This window comes from Acinetobacter sichuanensis, from assembly GCF_003024515.2.
Taxonomy (GTDB): Bacteria; Pseudomonadota; Gammaproteobacteria; order Pseudomonadales; family Moraxellaceae; genus Acinetobacter; species Acinetobacter sichuanensis.
On record NZ_PYIX02000017.1, the window covers coordinates 67232 to 84630 of the forward strand.

At 37.5% G+C, this 17399-nt stretch carries 14 protein-coding genes; 3 read left to right on the plus strand and 11 right to left on the minus strand.

Annotated elements, in window-relative coordinates:
* Positions 1-20: 20 nt before the first annotated feature.
* Together C9E89_RS11460 and C9E89_RS11465 are read left to right on the plus strand one after the other, a co-directional pair.
* Positions 21-692 (plus strand): heavy metal response regulator transcription factor, encoded by a 672-nt coding sequence (locus C9E89_RS11460; protein WP_107008484.1) that lies wholly within the window; start codon positions 21-23, stop codon positions 690-692.
* Positions 689-2062, plus strand: a complete 1374-nt coding sequence (locus C9E89_RS11465) for a heavy metal sensor histidine kinase (RefSeq protein WP_107008485.1) — start codon at positions 689-691, stop codon at positions 2060-2062. The genes C9E89_RS11460 and C9E89_RS11465 overlap by 4 nt, the downstream gene beginning before the upstream one ends.
* A gap of 89 nt (positions 2063-2151) precedes the next feature.
* On the opposite strand, the gene C9E89_RS11470 is transcribed toward C9E89_RS11465, so the two are convergent.
* From C9E89_RS11470 to C9E89_RS11500, 9 genes are all read right to left on the minus strand, one after another.
* The gene (locus tag C9E89_RS11470; RefSeq protein WP_107008497.1) at positions 2152-4251 is read right to left on the minus strand and encodes a TonB-dependent receptor; all 2100 of its coding nucleotides are present in this window, start codon (positions 4249-4251) and stop codon (positions 2152-2154) included.
* Positions 4252-4345: 94 nt separating this feature from the next.
* Positions 4346-6769, minus strand: a complete 2424-nt coding sequence (locus tag C9E89_RS11475; protein ID WP_107008486.1) for a glucose/quinate/shikimate family membrane-bound PQQ-dependent dehydrogenase — start codon at positions 6767-6769, stop codon at positions 4346-4348.
* Between the two features lie 936 nt (positions 6770-7705).
* The gene (locus tag C9E89_RS23810) at positions 7706-8047 is read right to left on the minus strand and encodes a GMC family oxidoreductase (RefSeq protein WP_228199024.1); all 342 of its coding nucleotides are present in this window, start codon (positions 8045-8047) and stop codon (positions 7706-7708) included.
* Positions 8023-8790: a GMC family oxidoreductase gene (locus C9E89_RS11480; protein ID WP_322887900.1), complete on the minus strand. Its 768-nt coding sequence runs from the start codon at positions 8788-8790 to the stop codon at positions 8023-8025. The genes C9E89_RS23810 and C9E89_RS11480 overlap by 25 nt, the downstream gene beginning before the upstream one ends.
* 66 nt (positions 8791-8856) lie before the next feature.
* A complete protein-coding gene (locus C9E89_RS24095) occupies positions 8857-9015 on the minus strand; it encodes a hypothetical protein (RefSeq protein WP_322887901.1) in 159 nt (52 codons plus the stop codon).
* A gap of 233 nt (positions 9016-9248) precedes the next feature.
* Positions 9249-10352: an alpha/beta hydrolase gene (locus tag C9E89_RS11485; protein ID WP_107008487.1), complete on the minus strand. Its 1104-nt coding sequence runs from the start codon at positions 10350-10352 to the stop codon at positions 9249-9251.
* Between the two features lie 11 nt (positions 10353-10363).
* Positions 10364-11497 carry a cupin domain-containing carboxymuconolactone decarboxylase family protein gene (locus C9E89_RS11490; RefSeq protein ID WP_107008488.1) on the minus strand — a complete coding sequence of 378 codons (1134 nt, stop codon included), beginning with the start codon at positions 11495-11497 and terminating at the stop codon, positions 10364-10366.
* 88 nt (positions 11498-11585) lie between these two features.
* Positions 11586-12635: an alpha/beta hydrolase gene (locus C9E89_RS11495; RefSeq protein ID WP_107008489.1), complete on the minus strand. Its 1050-nt coding sequence runs from the start codon at positions 12633-12635 to the stop codon at positions 11586-11588.
* Positions 12636-12656: 21 nt separating this feature from the next.
* A complete protein-coding gene (locus C9E89_RS11500; protein ID WP_107008490.1) occupies positions 12657-13508 on the minus strand; it encodes an aldo/keto reductase in 852 nt (283 codons plus the stop codon).
* A gap of 155 nt (positions 13509-13663) precedes the next feature.
* Here C9E89_RS11500 and C9E89_RS11505 point away from each other — a divergent pair, with 155 nt between their 5' ends.
* Entirely contained in the window at positions 13664-14563 is a 900-nt protein-coding gene (locus C9E89_RS11505; protein WP_107008491.1) for a LysR family transcriptional regulator, read from the plus strand.
* A gap of 87 nt (positions 14564-14650) precedes the next feature.
* Here the strand turns inward: C9E89_RS11505 and C9E89_RS11510 are convergent, their stop codons facing one another.
* A complete protein-coding gene (locus C9E89_RS11510) occupies positions 14651-16426 on the minus strand; it encodes a tannase/feruloyl esterase family alpha/beta hydrolase (RefSeq protein WP_107008492.1) in 1776 nt (591 codons plus the stop codon).
* A gap of 528 nt (positions 16427-16954) precedes the next feature.
* A partial coding sequence (locus C9E89_RS11515) for a LysR substrate-binding domain-containing protein (protein ID WP_265935925.1) occupies positions 16955-17399 on the minus strand: 445 nt, incomplete at its 5' end.

The window sequence follows — 17399 nt, forward strand, 5'->3', positions numbered from 1 at the left end:
ATTCAGATAATATTATTTAAATGCATATACTTATTGTTGAAGATGAAACAAAAATTGCTGAATTTCTAGCAAAAGGTTTAAATGAGTCTGGTTATTTATCTTATATGGCTCATGACGGGTTGACCGCGTTAACGCTGTTACAAGAGAGAAAATTTGATTTATTAATTTTGGATGTCATGTTACCTGAAATTGATGGCTGGCAAGTGTTAAAGACTTTAAGAACATTTTCTAAAATTCCAGTACTTATGCTGACTGCAAAAGATCATGTCCTAGATCGAGTAAAAGGCTTAGAGTTAGGAGCGGATGACTATTTAATTAAACCCTTTTCTTATATTGAGCTATTAGCACGAATTAAAAGTTTATTGAGACGCAGTGTACATAATCAGTCTGAATATTATCAAGTTGAAGATTTAATTTTATATAGAATGGAGCATGTTGTTTATAGGAATCAACAAAAAATTGATTTAAGTCCTAAAGAATTTTTACTTTTACATTTACTTATGCAACATCAAGGTGAACTATTAACCCGATCTCAAATTGCATCTGAAGTGTGGAATATTAACTTTGAAACAGACACCAATGTCGTAGATGTTGCTATTCGTCGTTTACGTGCAAAAATTGATGATCCTTTTCATCCTAAATTAATTCATACTGTTCGAGGTATGGGATATTATTTAAGCCTAATGAAATGAAAAACTGGCTAAAAAATTTTAGTTTAACAACGCGCTTAAGTATTGCTTTTAGTGCGATTTGTTGCATTGTATTTGTGAGTATAGGCTTACTTTCTTATCACAACATGCAGCAGCTACTCGCTAAACAACTGGATCAGAATCTAATTGCACGAGTTGAACGTATTGAAATTTTTTTACAAGATCAAGAAAGTTTTCAAATTCTCATTAAACACCCTAGTCTATATGAAAATATGTTGGGAAAAGAAGATAATCTCTTAATACTAAAAAACCAACAACAAAGCTTAATTGAGATTAATCCACTAAAAGTTCATATTCCCAATACGACCGAATCGAAAACTATTACATTTTTGAATAATCAATCGAAATTTGCTACAACCCGTTTGGCTTATAAAACTGTAGTTTTTAATGATCAACATTATCAACTGATTGCTGGTACACAACTTGATGAAGCTCAATCTATTTTAGATCAATATTTATGGAAGCTGATCCTTTATAGTTTATTGGGAATTGTTATGGCAAGCTTACTTGGACGTTGGGTGGGATTATACTTACTAAAATCTTTAAATAACTTGATTGAGCAAACATATAAAATTCAAGGTACTCAACTTCATCAAAGAATTGAAGATAAAAGTACTACGGTTGAAGTTGAGCAACTTCGTGCAGCAATGAATGCTATGTTAGAAAAAATACAAATTAATTATGATCAATTGGCACGTTTTTCTGAAGATATTGCCCATGAATTAAGAACCCCTTTAAATAACTTAATGGGACAGACACAAATTATGCTCATGCAATCTCGACCTAAACAAGAACTGGAGCAACTGTTATATTCTCATCTTGAGGAATATGAACGACTCAGTAAAATGATAGACAATATGTTGTTTATTGCTCGCTCTGAAAGTCGTGATTATATTCTCGAAAAAGAACATATTGACTTATCTCACCTTATTTTAGAATTAATCGATTATTTCGAATTCCTAGCTGAAGATAGACAAATGTCATTTGTTTTACAGTTAGAAAAGGAGCTTCAGATATATGGCAATGCAGATTTATTAAAAAGAGCGCTTTCTAACCTTATAATCAATGCTCTTGATTATGGACTAAAAGACCATGATATTGTAATTTCAACAAAATCTATAGAAAATGCTGTCGAGATTGAAATATTAACTACAAATATTTTTATTGATCAACAACATTTAAATCATTTATTTGAACGTTTTTATCAGATTGATAGTAGCCGACATTCCAAAGCAAAAACGGGTGGTTTAGGGTTATCAATCGTTAAATCTATCATGATGTTACATAACGGAGAAGCCAATGTATATAATAGCCATCGAGGCGTTGTATTCAGCTTAAGAATAAATATCTAAAAAATAATCGAAGATCTAAGTTAAAGTCGCAGTTCAAACATTATGTGCGCTTTAACTTAGAAGATCAAAACATAACTCTTTTTCTGTTTTTAAAATGCTTTCGTCACAGATAAGCCAATATTGAAATTTCGTTGATCTGCTGATTCAAAGAAACGACTATTGCTGTCATTCACAATGACTGAACCAATATAATTTCGGTCAAACAAGTTATCAACTCGAGCATAACTATTTATCTTCCAATCACGGTTTACCCATAAATAGCCAACATTTGCCGCTACAACAGTATAACTTGGTGCAGCATCTGAATTAATATCATTGACATAAATTTTATCCATGTAACGTGCTTCTAAGCCTGCTTGAAAGCCCTGCTTTGGTTGCCATGCGATACGGGTAAACACTTGATTTTTCGCAATTCCGGGAATATATGTCCCTTTTTCAATCAAAGGCTTCGTTGTTGTTGCTGCAATATCAGCATCAAAAGTAGCATCTAAATAACTATAGCTTGCACTAAGTTTTAAATCTCGCCAAAGTTGATGCTGCCAAGCTAGCTCAGCACCTTGTCGTAAAGTTTGTTCTGCATTACGAAATGTATTACGTCCTGCATTAGCATCATCTGGTACAATGTCATTTTTAGTGATTGTATTAAAAACAGCGAAAGTAAACTGCCCCAATGCATTTTGGGACTTTAATCCTAGTTCATAAGTATCACTACTTGCAGGTTTTAAATCAAAATTAATCCCTGATGTCGCCAATGTAGGGTAAGCCATTTCTGTAAAAGTTGGCGTTTCAAAACCTTTACCATAACTCGCATAAGCATAAAGTTTAGGTAGAATTTTCCAGCCTACAGCTACCGAAGGCAATAATTTTTGATAATCCGTTGAACCACTATCATCACCATTACCTGTTACGATGTAATGATCATCTGATTCATAATGCACGTTGCTATAACGTAAACCTGCATCAAGATTCCATTTAGGTAAAAACTGCCATGAGGCTTGTACATATGGATCTAAATTCCATAGGGTATTATTTTCATTACGGCGTAAATCACCTTTTACACCAAACTTACCTGTCTGATCATAATTATTATAACCTTTACGATCTTCAACCATTCGATCTAAAGCAACACCTGCAATCAATGTTGTATTTGGTAAAATCTTTTTTCCTGTCCAACGGAAATCTGCACCATAATAATCTCGATCAAAATCAATCACGCCACCTGCATGGCGAGCATTTGCTTGTGGAGCCTTTGGAATCGACTGATATTGTACGACTTGTCGGTTTCCCAAATAGACCATGCTATGCAATTCTTGTTGGTCATTGAGTGGCTTCGTCCATGTCAGTCCTGTTTGGGTTTGTTTAATTTCTTTACGGACATTATAAGTGTTGGTACGGTCATTTACTTGTTTCGGATTTGCTTGCCACTGCTCACGATTTAAACCTTGTGGATCTTCGGCATCAATATCAACATAGTTCATGATCCAGTTGATTTTACTGCCATCCTCTAAGTTCCATGTCAGTTTGGCATTATTTAATACTTTTTGTGCTGCGCTATGATCTCGAAAACCATCGGTATCAAAATAAGAAGAACTAATCATATAGGCAGGTTGATCAAACTGTTCAGAACCGCCCTGTAGTTGAATATAAGCTTGTTGCTTATGATGACTACCTGTATTTAGCCCCACTTGGATTGAATCTTTGCCTTGCCCTTCTTTGCTCTCGGCTAAGATGGTTCCGCCTGATGAATTACCATATAAAGATGAAAATGGTCCTGTCAAAACTTCAATGTGATCTAAACTATTGAGGTCAATATTCGAGCTTTGCCCTTGACCATCAGGCATAGTTGCAGGAATACCGTCCACATACATTCGAATTCCACGCACTCCAAAAGTCGAACGAGCGCCAAAGCCTCGCATTGAAATTTGTAAGTCTTGTGCATAATTTTCACGGTTATTAATTTGTAAGCCTGCAACACCTTGTAAGACTTCAGATAAGTTTACATTAGCATTATTTTGTACTGTAGCACCTTGAACTTTTTGAATAGATGCTGGAGAGGATAATAACTCGCTATTGGTACGTATCGCTTGCATGGTGATAGCAGGAAGCTGATATTCTGTCGTTTCTGCATAAGTATGCATCGTTTGCACAATAACCATAGTCAATAAGACTTGTTTAAAAGGCATATGCATTAAATCAGTTAATCGCACAATATTTCCTTACTCGTTATGACCATAAAAAATGGGAAGCCTATGATCTAATAGACTTCCCATACGATAAAATATTTTAATCAGCTAAACTATACGCAACTACATAATCACCATGATCAAGGGACTGACGTGCCCCACCTGCGGAAATGACCACATATTGTTTGCCTGTTTTTGGAGAAACATAGCTCATCGGTGTACCTTGACTACCCACAGGTAAACGCGCTTTCCATAACTCTTTACCATTCGATGAATTGAATGCACGTAGATAATAATCTTGCGTTGCAGCAAAGAATACTAAACCACCTTGAGTTGCCATTGGACCGCCAATTGTTGGCATACCCACTGGCGCATGTATACCCATTTTAATGCCCATTGGACCAGTATCTTCAACCGTACCTAAAGGAATCTGCCAAGCGACTTGACGAGTTTTCATATCAATCGCTGTCATGGTTCCAAAAGGTGGCTTTTGACATGGAATACCCAGTACTGACATAAAGCGGTTTTTATTCACTTTATATGGTGTACCTTTCATTGGCACAGCACCCATACCTGTGTTGACTTGCTCTCCGCCGCTAGCTTCAAGTCTTAAATCTTCAGGTGTCTGTTTAATCAACTGAATCCACAGACCGAGGCGCATATCATTAACAAACATATAGCGATTTGTTGGGTCAAATGCGATACTGCCCCAATTCATCCCACCTAGTGAACCTGGGAAACTTAATGAAACATCAGAACCTGGCGCAGTAAATAGACCTTCATAACGCATTGATTTAAAGCTAATACGACACATTAACTGGTCAAATGGCGTTGCGCCCCACATATCCGATTCAGTCAAAGTCTGATTACCAATCTGTGGCATTTCAACTGAACGTGGCTGAGTTGCACTATATTGCTCATCAGGGATATCCGCAGCTTTTACAGGTTGTTCAACCACTTTAGTTAGAGGCTGACCCGTAACGCGGTCAAGTACAAAGAACTGACCTGATTTCGTCCCAATAACAACAGCAGGTTTAGTTTGTCCATTTTGCATTGGGAAATCAACCAAGCTTGGTTGCATTGGTAAATCGAAATCCCAAAGGTCATTATGAACAGTTTGATAAACCCACTTTTCTTTACCTGTCGTTGCATCTAAAGCTAAAACAGAAGAATTGTACTTATGGTCTGTAGGTTGACGGTTACCGCCCCATACATCGACAGATGAACTACCCATTGGTAAAAATACAGTGTTCATTTTCGGATCGTAAGACATTGCTGCCCAAGAGTTAGCAGAACTACGCTTATAAGTTTCACCTGGTTTAAGGACATAGTTTGGATCTGGATTACGTGGATCAAAAGCCCAACGTAGTTGCCCAGTAATCACGTCATAAGCACGGATCACACCACCAGGCATATCCGCTGCAAAGTTATCCGCGATTCGACTTCCAACAATGATGCTAGTTCCTGCAATAGTAGGTGCAGAAGTTACTTCGAAACGAGGTGCTTGAGTACCTTCACCCAAACCCTCTAATAAGTTGACTGTTCCATCAACACCAAAGTCTTTACAACGCTCACCTGTATCGGCATTCACTGCAATTAAACGACCATCAGGCGTATTGGTATAAACACGACGTGGACATGCGGTATTGTTTGCCACAGCAGTAACAGGACTTGCACCTGCTAAAGTGGGTTGTACCAAAGCTTGAGTCGAGTCAAAGTAACCTACACCACGACAACGCTCCCAAGCATCAGCTTTAGAGTTTACTTCGGCTTTCCAGATTTGTTTACCTGTGTCCGCATCTAAAGCAATGATGTTGTTATGTGGTGTACATAAAAATACTTTATCACCAACTTGTAAAGGCGTGAGCTGATCTTCTGCGCCATTACCTGAACCTGTGGTTACATCACCTGTTTGAAAGCGCCATGCTTCCTTCAGTTTAGATACATTATTACGGTTAATCTGATCCAACGCAGCAAAACGACTTCCGCCAGCATCATTACCATAGTGTGACCAATTCACTTGTTGGCTTTGAGCTGTTACAGGAACCAATGGTAATTCTTCACCAGTCGCTTCCACTGTTGGATGTGGAATAAACATACCATACAAACCACCGAACATCCCTAACACCGTTAAACCACCTAAGGCATAAGCAGGTGCTGAAGACGCAACTTGTAATTGGTATTTACGAATTGACGGCAAGGTAAAACAAAGCGCAGCAAATAAACCTGCAGGGAACATCAAACGTGAATGGAGTGCCCAAAAATCCCAACCTGCATCAAGCAGAGACCAGATGATCGTACCAAGGAAAACCAACGCAAAGATCCAAACACCTAATGCTTTTTTCCTAAAAATAAAAATTGCAGATACAGTCGTTAATAACCCTGCTATTAGGAAGTACCATGAACCACCTAAACTAATGAGTTTTCCACCACCGATTAAATAAAATAAGCCAGTTAGCAATAATGCTAAGCCTAATATAAAGCACCATATTTTAAATATGGGGTGAGATTTTGCTTCGGACATACTTTTACTCCAAATGCTGTGATTTAAATGATCTCTCCACTGCTGTTTTGAACATCATTCATACCACGTCTAAACTTTTGAGAATCCACAATTTAATTGCTTCAACAATGAAAAAAGAGTGATTGGGACTATTGATCATTCATAAATGAATTGCGTGTTGACTAAAATTGAGTCAAGCATAGAACAATGAGAATAGTGGGGCTATTTTCAAGTTTTATAACAGTGTCTATGAAAATTTTAGTCAAAATCTAAACAAAACAAGGCTTTGTTTACAGTACAAAGCACTGCGGAGGACTAGAGTATTTTTGGGTGCTATGTTGTTGAGAACCACTGCTTTAGAATGACTAAATTGCGTATTTCGCATTCAATATCATCTAAAAAATCCTCGTTGTTGCAAACATAGATGAAGTATCAATAGTTTCTGAATCACTCAGAAACAATATTGTTTACATTTCAAACACTCTATTCAATTTAAATACAATTGAAAATTCACTTGAATACTGAGGACAGCCACCTAAATATCATTGAATTTGTGGTGTTGGTCTGTCAAAAAAAGTCTTTAACAAATACCAACTAAAAAGTACCAACAACTGTATAACGTCTACAGTCTACAACAGTTATGTTTTAGTCATGGAAGACTCAATTAAAACTGATATAAAACCACGTGTAGGATCAACCCGAGACTGGGTTAATTGTGGTTGAGTACTCAGCCAGAAACTATATTTACCACTATGGATTACCCCTAATGTATTGACTTTTAGTTTCTGCCGTAGGATATAGTTTACCGATTTTTTATTGATTTGGTAAACCACTAAATGTGAAAAAAATGAGATTTTTGTAGTAATTCGACTAGAATATCAACTCCTTTGAAGATATTTTTCTTCATCCATAAAAGCAAGTTGATTACTCAACTTGCTTTTATTCAGGTAAATCTACTTAAAATGATGGCATTTTCAATAAATCTAAGCCAAATTTGGTAGCACGTACCATCCCTTGAACATCTTCATCTTCACTTAAAAGATTTCCTTGAATACGAACACTATCCGCAGGATTGGTGCTTTTTAGGAAGATTTCACCACGTGATTTTGGACGTAAGAAACAATTTTTTAAAGTAATACCATGGGTTTTTCCTTTACCTAAACCATCAGGATCATCCCATGTGTCCAAACCAGGCAAGAAATGTGCTTGTACGTCAGGACGACCTTCATTATTGGTATCCATAAAAGCACCACCTTCTAAAATATTAGAGGTCACTACACCAGTACGGTCAGCATCCACTGAGCACCATTTTTGATTTTCTGCAATCCTAAGTCCTGACCATATAACGACGTTGGCAGTCTAGTTACTGCATTAATTGAAACATGTAAATGGTCATGATAATTCTTACCTACAGGTAAATCCTGAATAGTTTTAATACCCATTTCAGTAAGATGATTTTGAGGACCAACTCCCGATAACATTAAGATTTTTGGTGTACTAATTGCACCTGCACTGAGTACAATTTGCTTACGCGCTTTAATAACTTGTTTCTGACCATTGATTTCGCATTCAACTGAAACTGCTCTACCCTTTTCAATTTGAACTTTATGTACCAATACATTCAGTTTCACAGTCAATTGGTTATTACCTTCAACCATTTTTAAATAGGTTTTAGACACACTCGCGCGTTCGCCATTGATGGTTGTAGTTTGGAAAAAACCGACACCTTGCTGATTTTCATAATTAAAATCAGTTATATAAGGTAATCCCAACTCCTGACCTGAGCGAATAAAAGTTTGTGAGAGTGGATGACGGTGACGATTTTCACTCACATGTAGCGGACCCTGCGTACCATGATAGTATCCTGAAAGACTTTCATTGCGTTCAGACTTTTTAAAGTAAGGTAGCAAGTCATCATAACCCCAACCTACACAGCCTTCTTCATTTTCCCAATGATCATAATCTTGCTTTTGACCACGAATATAGATCATGCCATTTACAGAACTACTCCCTCCCAAAACTTTACCTTGCGCACAGGTCATACGGCGATTTTTGGTTTTTTTATCTGGTTCAGTCGTATAATCCCATGTTTTTGTTGGAATTACTTCTTACAAGACAGCAGGTATTTTAATACAGATATGACTATCATCCCCACCTGCTTCCAACAACAAAACTGTGCCTTTATTTTCTTGAATTAGACGAGTCGCAACTACGCACCCAGCCGAACCCGCTCCACAAATGACGTAGTCATATTCTTTAACTTCCATGTCAAAACTCCTTTATATGATAAAAAATTAAATAAGCCTAAATTTATATTTTATTTAATATATTAATTAAATAAAAAATAAATCAAATTAAATCTGATGAATTAAAATTATTAAAACAGGTTTCTTTATTATTTCTATATAAAAAATTTATAAGATGCATTTGGCTTTATTACAAAAACCCGTCCATCTTGCTTAAATAAAACGAATAGGTACAAGCATTGGTCATTCCCTCCTTAACCTAGTTTGTTTTTATGCAACCATTGCGAAAGTAGTTCTGCAATCTGCTGATTGTTTAAATCTGAAAATGGAAAATGGGTATTGCCATAAATGCCAAGATCAGGCAAATGTACCAACTGCGCTTTACCGCCATACTGATTGATTTTATCTACCCATAACTGTGCCATTTTTAGGCGTACACGCCAGTTATCCTGTCCCGCATTTTGCTGTCCAATGTAGCCATTTTTCTCAGTCGGAATATTATCGCCATAGTAAATAATGATGGGGATTTTAGTCAGCTTCTGGAAATCTACCATGTTGATTGGCATTGCTGATAATATCCCAGTTGCACTTGGCATCGGTTCAGGCAGTTCATTTTCAGGAAAGACAAAACCACTGCCAGGCTCATAAGCAACAATGCCTTTCACCTGATTGGATTTAATCGCCGTCCACCAACCTGGTCCGCCCCCTTGTGAATGGGTAATCAGTACCGCATCACCTGATTTTTTCAGGACTTCCACCATGGCATCACTAATCATCTGTTCATCATAAGCCCCTGTATTCGGTGTCATTTGACGGAAATACTGGTTTAAAGCTGTTGGTTCTTGTGAAAATTGTACCCCTTTAAAAAAGTTGGGATACTTTCCTAAACGAAACATGTTGAACCATGCCTGATCATTGGTCGTGGCTGGCACTTCTGCTGATACAGTTGATTGTCCCGCCTGTCCCCGACGTGGTTGATCGACCACATATACTGGGAAATGCTGGCGCAGGAAAAGGGTTTGGAATCCATCACGACCATCAGGTGTGGTTCCCCATGTTTTTGCGGATTGACCTGCACCGTGTAAAAAGACCAATGGATAAGCACGTGCATGTTCAGGAATCTGATAGAACACCGAAGCATGGTCACCATGCAGGGTTTGACCTTGCGGATTAAAGAGTTGTTGATCGTCAAACTGTCCTGCACTTTGAATGACTTTTCCCCCTGCGGAAAAATTGCCTTGCTGGGCAATACTTAAAGCTGAGGATTGATGCGGAGTTGTAGAACAGGCTGAAATGGTCAGCGCAATACCTATTAAAAGTAAACTATTTCTAAATCTTGCATTTAAGCGTTTATTCATTGTCATTATTCCTATTGCAACTGCTTTAAAACATTTTCGGCATTGTTTGCCAGATCACGTCCAATAGTCTGTTGTAAGGCATTCATGATTTTTTGCATCTGTGCAGCATCCACACCTAAATTTCGGGTGATTCTTAAGTGAGAACGCAGTTGGGCATTGACATCTCCCATGGCAGACAATGTGCTCACCACCACAATTTCACGTTCTACAGGCGACAAGTTGTCCTGACTAAACAGATAACCAAATAAATGCGCTTTTAAGGCATAGTCCATGGTGGGTGAAAAATTTTCAAACAGGGGGTTGCGATTGGCTTCAATCGAAGTTTTATTCAGATCAGCCAATCGTTCGATCCCCAATTGATAGTAGTCAGTACCACTTGCTAACGTACTTGGCTGCGCGCCTTGTATATCGTGAATGTCCTGTTTTTGTCTTTCCTCTAATAGACTTTTAAACGTCAGCATGCCATTTAAAGCGCGAGGAAACCCTGCATAGGCGTATTGATGAGCAAACACTTGCTTGATTTCATTGATGCTTAAACCATTCTCCAATCCTTGGATTAAAGCGGTTTTAAGCTTTTCCAGATCACCTGTTGCGCTAAATGCAGCAATCGGAATTAAGCTTAATTGCTTGCTACTGAGCTGTACTGTTTCAGCCTTTGCAGATGTTGCCAAAGTTTTTGCGTGTATAGGCAAATCCACTTTTTCTAGCCATGTCACGCTTTTGCCATCGGTTGCCACAGGCGTAATCGCAATATGTGACATCGCACCATGCTCACTTGCGCCATGCCAATGTTTGACATTGGGTGGATACCAGATCGTATCGCCTTTATGAATGGTCTGTATGGGCTTGCCCCATTCCTGAGTTCGCCCCTCACCCTCTGTCACAATCAGATACTGACCATGCGGATGGGTATGCCAGTTGGTGATTGTCCCTGCCTTAAAATTGACAATGGCAGGTGCAACATCGCCTTGCGAAGGCATGATAGGTAAACGTGAAAAGTCAGCCTGACCTGAAAAGTTACTTGTTGGTGCTGCCTGAATACTGTGTTGATCTGCTTTCGTAATGTGTTGGCCCATTTTGTCTTCAGCCCAAACCACGCTAAACAAAGAACTTATGACCAATAAAGCATTAACCTGATATTTCATGTTATATCCAATTATCCCTATTAAAAAAATAAGGCAATGATTTAATAAAAGTCATTCAATCATTGCCCTTGATCCAGGCCAATACTTGTTATTTCAAATACTTGCCATAAAATGCCGTCAACTGATCTACAGCCTGATTGACATATTCGGGCTTCCAATAGGTTTCAATATGGGTAGCGTTTGGAATCTTAAATAAGGTTTTGTCTGTTGTACCTGTGGCTTTGGCAAAAGCATCTTCAGTCATGTAAAGACTGTCTGCTTTACTGCCTGCAATCATCAGTAAGGATTGATTGATCAATTCAATTTGATCTGTCGCATCCCAGCGCATCAGATCAAATAAACTGCTCATGGTATATTTAAAGGTTGAGTTTGGATGGGCATGGGTACGCCAATAGTATTCATAGCCCTGTCGGTACATCTCAAATGGCAATGCCGCGATTTGCTCATTGGAGAGATCAGCATCGCCTGCATACAGAATTTTACCGCCTGAAACTTCCTGTGCACGGGCATCAGTGGCTTGTTTTAAACGCTGCTGAATGGTACCCAGTTGTGAATCCTGAAAACCATTACGACGAACCCGCCCCGAATTAAACATACTGAGGGTTGCAACGGCTTTAAAACGTTTATCGGTTTCTGCCGCTGCCAATGAATAGCCACCACCGCCACAAATTCCAAGTAAACCTAAACGGTTGTGATCTACCCCTGCGTATTGAGTAATAAAATCAGCCATAGCATGCACATCTTCAATACGATTTGAAGGTTGATCCACACTGCGAGGCTGTCCACCACTCCCGCCCTGATAAGCGGCATCGGCAGTGATGCTGATATAACCTTTTTCAGCCATACGCTGAGCATATAAGCCTGCAACCTGCTCTTTTACGCCACCATTTGGATGTGCCACCACCACCGCAGGATATTTTTTATTTGGGTCATAATGGGCAGGCGTATAGACATTGGCGACAATATTCAGTCCATTGAGTTGATAGCTAACAGGATGAATATTGACCTGACCTTTGACATTTTCAGTGATTGCACCGCCATAGACCAAACCAAAAGGATTATCTTTTTTGTCTGTAGCAAAGCTTGCACTTGATAGCGTCATGGCTGTGGACATTAAAATGGTGGGTAAAATTTTCATGATTATTGCTGCATCCTTATGTTAAACATCCATTGTTCGTCCAGCCAACCACTCAATCATGGCAGGGTCACGATGCGAGAAAAAGGAACTGGTCGCAGTATCCATCGCCGTGATTTTATGGATATCTTCAACGGACAATTCAAAATCGAAAATATCTATATTTTCCTGTAAACGTTCCTGACGTACCGACTTAGCTAAAGACACCACATTACGTTGCAACAACCAGCGCAGGACTACCTGCCCAACGGCTTTGCCGTATTTCTTGCCAATTTCAACCAATACAGGGTGGCTGAATAAATGATTGCGTCCTTCGGCAAAAGGTGCCCAGGCTTGTGGTTGAATATCGCGGGATTGCATCCACGGTACGGCATGCAGTTGCTGATGGAATGGATTGACCTCCACCTGATTGATTGCAGGTTTGACCTGATTAAATGCGATTAAGTCTGCTAAACGGTCAGGATGAAAATTACTGACCCCAATGGCACGAATTTTCCCTGCGGCATATAGTTCTTGCATTGCCCGCCATGCGCCATGAACATCACCAATCGGTTGATGAATCAGATACAAATCCAGATAATCCAGTTGTAAACGGTTCAGCGAACGCTCAAACTGTGCTTTTGCACCTTCATAACTGGCATCCTGCAACCACAATTTGGTGGTGATAAAGAGTTCTTCACGTGCCATCTGGCTTTGACGCAGTGCATTGCCGACCTGAGTTTCATTTTGATAAGAAGCTGCGGTATCAATCAGTCGATAACCTGCATCAATTGCATGCAAGACCGCCTGTTTGCATTGCACAGGATCATTGATCTGAAATACGCCGAAACCAAGCAATGGTATTTCCACATCATTGTTTAAGCGAATCTTTTTCATTTGATTTCCTCAGTGTCGCATGTGGGTCCATGCCTGGAAATTCACTATACATCGACAATTTCATCTGTATTAGTCGGTCAATTTCGATTACATTTATATAAAATTTTGATTAATTAATTTGAATTAACAAAAAAATATGCATTCTGAGGTGGGGCATGTCTGAAAATTTAAATGACTTAAAGGCGTTTATAGTGGTTGCCCAAACAGGGAGTTTTACCAAAGCAGCAGGACAATTGGGCGTTTCACAGTCTGCACTGAGTTATACCCTGAAAATACTTGAGCAACGATTGGGCGTTAAATTACTCAACCGAACCACCCGCAGTGTTTCAACCACACAGGAAGGTGAGCAGTTGCTTCATGATATTGCACCACTGATTTCGGGCATTGAACAAAAACTCTATAACCTCAACGAATTTAGAGATTCACCACGAGGACGCTTACGCATTAATGGGACTGAACTGAGTCTGAATTTTTTGTTATGGGAAAAATTGTCCAGATTTTCACATGACCACCCTAATATTCAGCTTGAACTGACCATGGATTATGCCTTTGCCGATATTGTAAAAGACCGTTATGACATCGGAATTCGATTGGGTGAAAACCTGCATAAAGATATGATTTCGGTCAAAGTCAGCCATGAACTGGAAATGATGACTGTGGCTGCACCGACTTATTTACAGAATTATGCTACTCCACAGACCCCTGATGATTTGCATCAGCACCGTTGTATAGGACTGCGTTTGCCCAGTCATGAGCGTATTCAGACGTGGGAATTTAAAAATATTGCGCAAGACAGTGATGTTTTAACCATCTCTCCTGACTGTTCAATGGTGGTCAGTCATGCAAGGCTGCAATTAAAAGCGGGTTTAGATGGGCTTGGCATTGTATGGTTGCCTAAAATTATGGTGGAAAGTGAAATAGAAAAAGGCAACTTGATCAGGGTGCTACAAGATTGGGACATGCAATATTCAGGATATTATATGTATTATCCGAGTCGCCGTGAATCTTCTCCTTTGTTTCGTTTATTGGTTGATGCTTTACGTTTAGACGCATAAAGGCAAAATATTGAGAAATTATTCTCATATCAATGAATCTTCGCCTGAGTTCAAGCGAAGATTGATCACAGATTTAATTATATGATATTAGATACATTTATAACTAGAACTCTGAGAAATATCACCTGATTGATAAGAAATTTTCTTTGGATAAATACAAATAGGTAAACTTCTTTTTCGATCTGCTGTATATGCAACTTGATCAGAAGGTTCTATACCTTTTTCAACCCAATCTGTTAATGCACGATACAAGTTTTCATGATCTGGTAAAGCAACATTTGCATTAGGATTTGATGTTCCATTGCTATAAGAATGTCCCATGCCTGGTATAAAATATGCCTTCATGAATGAATTAACTATCTGCTCGCCCATAACTTTATTCATTTCATGAATATATTTTAATGTTCCTTGAGGCATAATTAACGTATCTGCTAAACCATGATAAATAATCAATTTTCGACCATCTTTATTAAAACTAGAAAGATCAGGATTATTGGTATTTATATTTGAAAATTCTTTTTGCAATGTTAGTCCTAAATCCTGAGTATGATTTAATTGCTGATATGAAATATACTTCCAATAATCTAGACCATTGCTCATTTTATTAATAAAACTAGGTTGAGCAATTTTACTATCTTGTTGAATCAATGCGACCAAATCTGTTGCAATTCCAAAAGGTTTATTACCAGCTAATGCTTCTAGATTTGTTCCTCGAGTTAAACCATACCATCTTTGTTTTTCACTTAAATTAAGATTAAAGCTATTATCAATTTGTGGGTTAGGCACAGATCCATCTTCTGTTTGCCCATACCAAATTTTATTTATGGCTTGAGCTTGAACAGAAGTTAAGCATTCATCATTATTCTCATTTGTACATAATATGTCTTTATCTTGACTTGGATCATAGCTACAAGTACTAGGATCTAAAATATAACCATAGTTTTGCCCATTAATATTTCCACACTCTGCAATCGCACGATTAGAAGCCAGATCTAACTGCTTTTTAGTCAATAGCTCACCACCTAAATCCTGTTGCATAACGACCTGAGGATATAATTCTGATGTGATAAAATGAGTCCAATTGATTGCTGGTGCTCCAGCTAAAATGCCATCAAAATCATTTGGATTGACTTGAGCTTCTTTAAGAGCTTGTCTTCCACCTGTAGAAAAACCATCCCAATAACTATATTTAGCCTTTTCATTATAATAGTTTTCAGTCATTTTTTTTGTTACTACAGCCATTTCATGGATGCCTCTCTCTGCAAAATCTTTCCATAATGCTGTATTAATCGTTCCATCCGCATTCATTGCAAATGATCCATTGCCAGATATTCTATGTCCTGTATCTGTTGTTGCAGAAACTGCTCCCTCAATCGTTGCAATCGTTGCTGGTGAGTTACTTGCCCCTAAACCGACTAAATAATTAGTATTTAAATATTCACCACCAGCCCAACCACCACCACCTTTAACATGAATTCTTTTATTCCACTGCGCCCTATCTGGTAGCCAAACTTCTACCCCGATTCCTTCGGAATAAGAAGGCGAACCCTTGTCATTAGAATTTGTTTCTGGTCCCACCAGCACTTTAACAACACACACATTATTCGGTGCTAAAAAATCCTCTTTAATTGTATTCTCGCCAAGTATTAAATTTTGATCTTTATTAAAATAATGTACTGCCAATACTTTATAGTGAGTATCAGTAAAGCTTTTTGATAAATGCTCTATACTACATAATTCTTTATCACTCCTTATTTTAACATTTTGATCATGGTCATTATCATTACATCCAGTGATCAATAAGCTCAATCCCATGATGCTTAAACTATATATACATAAAGGTCTACCCTTAATATTTTTCATCTCAATCCTTAAAATGATATTGTATTTTGATTAAATCATACTTATCGATTAATATTTATACTTTATGGGTTTGTAATTATACTTTAAAAATTTAGAAAAAATGTGTATTTCATATTTATCAGTAGTATCATAGAAAACCTATAAATATGTCAAAATATACAAATACTAATTTTACTATTTATCTTAAAATTAAAGTAATTTTTATTAATTCTACACAGTTAATTTAAATATTTCTAACAATATCAAAATAACATTCCATTCACTTTAAGACATCCTTGCTTACTCTTATAATTAATGTTAATTTTAAAAAATTAATTCTTTCTTACAGAATATTTTTCAAAATAAACAGCTCTTCCATTAGTAAAAAACAGTTAAATTACAATGTTTTATATTTTAAATAATAAGGATAAATCTTTAGAAACTTATCCTTTATTTAATTAGCCATCATTAACCCACACAATACTATTAAAAAATCTTTGAATTTAGATCGATCTAAAATAGTTACTTTCCTTTTATAAACAATAATAACTAGAGAGTTGATAAAGTATCCTGTAAAAAATTAATAAACCATTTTTGTGCTAAAATATCAGCTGTTTTTTTATGCCAATGCAAAGTTACATTAAATTCTGGTAAATCAAAAGGCACATCAAATACCCGAATTGCAGGGTTAGACTGATAATATCTACCAATACGTGATGGAACTGTCACAATTAAATTATGCTTTTCAATCAGTTCATTTAAAATACTGAACTGCGGTACCCTTAGTTTAATTTTTCGTCTTAAATTTTGCTTACTTAAATAATTCTCAATTAGATTATGTCCCGTTGTAGCTGACACTACAGCATGGTTTTCTTCTAAAAAATTTTCTAACGTAAAATTATCCTGAATTTTATGAATATTCTGACTCACTAAGCAAACATACTTTTCTCGAAATAAAGTCAGTGTATTTAAATTTTTATCTTCTAAATTTTTA